Raw genomic sequence first — 5,508 nt, 5'->3', positions numbered from 1 at the left:
TCACTCCTTAAACTATAATAAAATCTACACAATATCAAACTTTATAAAAATATATAAATAATCCTGTATTATGATTTCTATGTTTTGTTTATTTACATTTTCCAGCATCTAATAATTGTCAATAGAGAGATACATTTCATTTCGTAACATGTTTCTCTATAAATTCACTTTGTATTTTCGTAGAAATCATTCTCTTAGGTAAAATAAAAATTTTGTTTTTGGCAACTGTCATTAAATAAAATTCTTCATTCTCAAAAACATCTTCTATGTCATCCCAAAAATATGATTTTTTATCTGCTTCATTATTTGCTTGCCAGTATACAATTCCCAAGTCATTAATATTAACTTTTCTTGGTTCTAAAGTTTTCGAGTCTGTATTTTTGTTAATAATCCTAGCACTTGGATAAGTATATGCACTGTATAGAAAAAAAATACCCAATAACAGATATATAATAATTATTAATATATATCCAAAACCTTGCGTAAATAATTTATTAAGTAGTTCTCTAACTACGTAGTCAGGAAGTGATTGTTTGAAAGAAAGATATTGTTTAAATATCGATATAAACATATACGCAGAAGTAACCAGTAAAACTAGTCCAGCAAAATAAGTAATTCTTATTTTACGCTTACCGGTTTTAGTGAATTTTCTAGTATATAGCTTAATTGCTTTTAAATATTCATCTTCTTTTAAATTATAGTCAAAAGTCATACATGACCTCCTTTGAAATACGGGTATAAGATTATAAATGCACAAATTTTACAAAAAATACCAATTCTAATACACAGTAGAATTAAGAAATAATAATATATTAAAACCTGCCAATATCACAGATAATATGTGTATTGAAAACCAAGCAATTTTTTGCTTACTATTTAGTAAAAATACATTTTTATGTGTTTCTACGTACAGTTTTCCTTGATCTGTATGTAAAAATTTTATTCTTAAAATTGCTACAAGTAAGTTGATTAATAAAATAATTAGAGCTGTAACCAAAGTCAAAAAAGCATATGATATAGCGTTCGATTGATTTGTAAAGTATCCATATTCATAAAAAGATCCTAAAAACATCCCTAAAAAAATAACCATTACCAAATGCAAAACAAAATATATATTTATTAAAAAGCTGTAGTATACAAAACTCTTCTTTTGTAACTCTATTAGATTTATTTTTTGTTCTTTTAATTCTCTCTTCGGAATATTACTCTTTCTAACAAATGATTGATTTAAAAAAAATTTAAATATATACAGTAAAAAAAATGGAAAAATTAAAAGAATAAAGTATTTCGTCAAATCCATTTCCCCTATAATACTATTCATAATTTCCCTCCTTTAAATTTATTTTCATTATACTCATTTAAATTTTCTTTTACAAATTATAAAAGCAACTCTTGTGAAAGAGTTGCTCTTTTTCAACAAGAAATAACTTAAGCTAATGCAGCAAAAAATGCTGTTATCGCTCCTGCTAATTCTGCTGCTCCCGAAGCTATTCCAATAATAATAACCACTGCTAGCGCACCAATTAGAACACCTTTTAGAATAACTTCTACATTTAATTGTGGAACATGACCATTTTTAATATCTCTATATGCTTTATCATAATCGGGTTGAGGTATTTTAATATCAGTTGGTAACAGAGGCTTAGGATATAGTTCAATTTCAAGTTGTAAAGTTCCTTTGTTTTCAGAATCTCCGATTTCCTTTTTAATTACCAATTTCGTTCCAATTAAATTATTTCTAGCGCAAAAACCAGTTTCAATATACCCATTTTTAATAACTGGCGCTAGCTTATTAAGCATTTCATCAACTTGATTTTCATTATAATTCTTTAGTAAATCTTTATACGAATTCAAAGACTCTTTTATCGGATTTACGTATACTTTTGTATCAATTTTACCGTTTTTAATACTAATAGACATTCCTGAATCATCTACTTTATGTGTCCAAGAGGCGCTTGATTTAAAATAAACATCAAGAGTTGGTGAACTAATAATTTGTGTAGGAGTATCAAGCTTAATACCTACATCTTTGATTGTAAAATTTTTCCCTAAAGCATTCAGTAATTTAATTGTTTCTAACTGGATTAAATTACCGATTGTTGTAGAAAATGCCTTGGTCCCATGGTCTCTTCCAGATACGGCCACTTTGTCAATCGGAAACCCTAATTCACTATGTTCATAGAATTGATCAAATGCCCACTCTTTTGGCATTGGAAAACCTAGATTTCCACTAAATCCTGTAGACATATCAGATACAAAACAATGTTCAACAAATCCAGCATCAATTGCTTGTTGACAGACGTTTCGTGTACCATAAATTCCAGTTTTGTACATACCATTTGCATCTAAAGATTCTTTTACTTTCTTGATATACGGTAAGACCGTTCCTGGAATGTTACCATCTAAAATATCTACATCAACGGCAAAGTAAATAGTCGCTCCATAAGGAAACCCTAGTTTAAATGCTGCGTTATGCGCTAAAGATCCATCTCTTAACCCATTTCCTTCGTTAAAGTAGCTTTCTTCCCATCCGCCATCTTGATAAATAGGAAAAATACTTAACCCCACACTAGTAATGGCTTGAATTTCTTCAAGAGTCAGATTTTTATCTTTTTTATTTGCTCCCACTCCTACGCTACCTGTTAAATAACGTCCAACAATAGAATACCCATTGTCTTTAATTAGTTGTGCTTGTTGTTTCGTTAATTGAGTAGCCATGTCACAAGCACTGGCTGCACGATCAGTATTTCCTGCACTTGATAGAAGACCTTTGATTACAGTCATATCCGCGGAAGTGTTATAGGGGGGTAGATTCATAAATAATCGGAAGTTTTCTACTTCAGCTGCAATATAAGAGGTAAATGAACCACTAAATACTGCAGATTGATTAAATCCATTTACATACAACGCCCATTGTAGAATTTTTACGAAATTACCAGTAGATCCAACTGTTAATGTTGGTGTCTTAGCCGTTGTTCCTGGTCCATAAAATCCGTTTGCTGTGTTTTCATCCATACCCATCTCTGCTTGAAGTGCATAAATTAAAGCACTATTCGTGTCTCTTTGATACACACCATCACATGGCAACAAGCCAAAATAACGATTATACTTAGCATTTAAAGATTGTTGCATTGACCGAATATTTTTGTCCCCTCCTGGCACCAACGCGAATGCACTCATATCAAGTAAGGCTTTCATTAACATTGCATTCATATACCCACTAGGTGCTAATCCTGCCATTTCTTGAAATTTTTTAATCGCTAATGTTGTGAGACCTGTCATTAACCCATCAACTGCTTCAGTTCCAGAAACGTAAGGATTAATCCCTTTACACCAAAAGCCACCTTGCATTATTTTCACAATATTTCCAATGCCTGCCCCAAAACGTTCATTTAACTGTTTTTCTACTTTTTCTTTAAAATAACGTTCCGTGGTAGGACCAAAATTATCTGATAGTTCTTGGATTCCCATTTCTTTTTGCAATGCTCGACGTAATCCATAGATAGTTGGCCAACCCGTTTTCCCATTTTCTGGTACTTTATTGAACCCAGAAACATTTCCATACGTCTTATTTAACCATTTTTGTGTACCTAAAACCATTTCATCCATTTGTTAATACCTCACTTTCCAAATTTGTTGTACTTTATAAATTTATTTTGTTAAAGCTTTTTCAATGCTTACTCGTAAATCAGAGCTAGTAACACTTTTTACGAACGTATCTGACGCCCAAGTAATTGACATCATCCCCGAAGCAAAATCTGCCCGAATTAATCCACGATCCGTTTCCGGATATTTTTCAATACTTAATAAAATTTGAGCAACTTCCTTAGATAAAGCAACGTTGTCTTGCCCTAAAATTGAATTTGTACGAATAAAAACACCATAATTTTTGATATGGAAAGTAATAAAACGAGAACCAGCTCCGCCTTCTTGATAGCCAATAATATTATTCCCCAAATCAACTGGGATCCCACTTTTTTCTGGGATTACTTGAATGTTATCTTTTGCTTCTTCGTGCGTATCAAATTCTAATTCTGAATATTGTGTTTTTGGCTTACTAGCCTTTGATTCAATCTGTTCCTGATTAAAGGAATTATTGCTAGCGTATGTCTCAATTCCTGTTTGTACTGCAATTGTTGTTAACAAAATTGTTCCTAAAATAAATAGACTTTTTTTCATAATTATTTCTCCTCTTTCTTTTCTTTTTCATTTGAATTATTTGTTTTATTGTTATCCATCGTACTTTTACTGTATCTGTTTATGAAATTCTGAAACAATGAAACATCGATTCCTATTTTTTGATAATTTTCTAATATTGATTGAATTTCCATTAATAAATATCCAAAGTAGAGTACATAGAGTAATCCTGTACCTGTATTTCCTGGAATAGTCATTGCTAACGGGATAAAGAATATGAGTAACATTAGTGCAGCTATTTTCTTTAAAATTCCATTGATTCCTATTCTTGATTGAAAGTCTATTTTTGGATTCATTTTTGCGGCAAAAACTCCTGATAAGAAATCAATAATCATTGCGCAGCAAATCATTGCTAGAATAAACATATGGTTACTTTCTAGTCCCATATGAATAATCAGTTCTTGTATCTTATCCATAGAACTCTCCTTATCTGTATGTTTATAAAGATTCACACAGCATTTCATTTAGAAACTTTTTAAAATGTTGTTTCGTTCTTTGTGCTCTCTTTCTACTCTTTTCATCATAGTTGGAACCCCATTGGCATAGCTTTGAAGCTTCACATGACGTATATCCTTGTAACAACAAGAGGATAAATTTGCTTTGTTTAGGAAATTTTTTTATATAGTTTTTTAGCATCTCTTTATAGCAAATTGCTTCTTCTATATCTATTCCTGCATCTTTTTGTTGACACGTATTACTATCTAACTCGTTCCAACGTGCAGAGTCATAAGAAATACCATTTTTGTCAGCGCTATCACATGTATTGCTTTTGTATAATCGCCACACACTTTTTTCAGCAAGATTCATTCTAAAAAGAACAATATTTTTAAAAGTATGTTCTACTTTTTCTTGTCCTGCATATGTTTCAAGCGCTTCCCATACGGCCAAATCAAAAGAACTTATAAAATCTTCATACGGGATACAAAGCTTATAGAGTTCGCTTCTATGCTTTGCATTTTTTGCAGATACACCTATATATCTTTCCATATATTCCATTACATTTATCAAATCTTCTTCCTTATTTGTAAACCTATAAATATCTGATAACCGAGTTACTTCTGCCCAAAACTTCACATAATCACTACCTTCTATTTTTATAAATGTATGTAATGAAAATATCCATTTTGTGACATAAATATTTACGTTAGTAATGGATTTCATATAGGTGTGTATTTAATTTTCAATGATCTTAATGCTTTATCTTAAGAAATATTGCTTTAAACACTAATAACTAGTGTTTAAAGCAATATAATTTGTACTAATTAAAGAATCCTTTGCCCCATACAGTATCTGTACGACCATCATCTGGTC

At 30.9% G+C, this 5,508-nt stretch carries 6 protein-coding genes; all 6 read right to left on the bottom strand.

All coding sequences use genetic code 11. From position 1 onward, the window contains the following. Window positions 1-136 precede the first annotated feature (136 nt). A complete protein-coding gene (locus tag HMPREF2810_RS03780) occupies window positions 137-712 on the bottom strand; it encodes a YcxB family protein (protein ID WP_002360866.1) in 576 nt (191 codons plus the stop codon). A 66-nt stretch (window positions 713-778) separates the two neighbouring features. Continuing rightward, on the bottom strand, window positions 779-1,321 hold the full coding sequence (locus HMPREF2810_RS03775; RefSeq protein ID WP_002360864.1) for a hypothetical protein: 543 nt from the start codon (window positions 1,319-1,321) through the stop codon (window positions 779-781). 107 nt (window positions 1,322-1,428) lie between these two features. Further along, the gene (locus HMPREF2810_RS03770; protein WP_002360863.1) at window positions 1,429-3,609 is read right to left on the bottom strand and encodes a glycoside hydrolase domain-containing protein; all 2,181 of its coding nucleotides are present in this window, start codon (window positions 3,607-3,609) and stop codon (window positions 1,429-1,431) included. 42 nt (window positions 3,610-3,651) lie between these two features. Further along, a complete protein-coding gene (locus HMPREF2810_RS03765; RefSeq protein ID WP_002360862.1) occupies window positions 3,652-4,179 on the bottom strand; it encodes a hypothetical protein in 528 nt (175 codons plus the stop codon). A gap of 2 nt (window positions 4,180-4,181) precedes the next feature. Next, complete coding sequence (locus HMPREF2810_RS03760; protein WP_002390339.1) at window positions 4,182-4,649, bottom strand: phage holin family protein; 468 nt, start codon at window positions 4,647-4,649, stop codon at window positions 4,182-4,184. Continuing rightward, entirely contained in the window at window positions 4,636-5,271 is a 636-nt protein-coding gene (gene bacL2, locus HMPREF2810_RS03755; protein ID WP_002375300.1) for a BacL2 family protein, read from the bottom strand. The genes HMPREF2810_RS03760 and bacL2 overlap by 14 nt, the downstream gene beginning before the upstream one ends. Window positions 5,272-5,508: the final 237 nt, after the last annotated feature.

It is taken from the genome of Enterococcus sp. HMSC078F03 (assembly GCF_001811595.1).
Lineage (GTDB): Bacteria > Bacillota > Bacilli > Lactobacillales > Enterococcaceae > Enterococcus > Enterococcus faecalis.
Note: the sequence above shows the minus strand (reverse complement) of the source record. Positions and strands in the feature narration are given on the sequence as shown.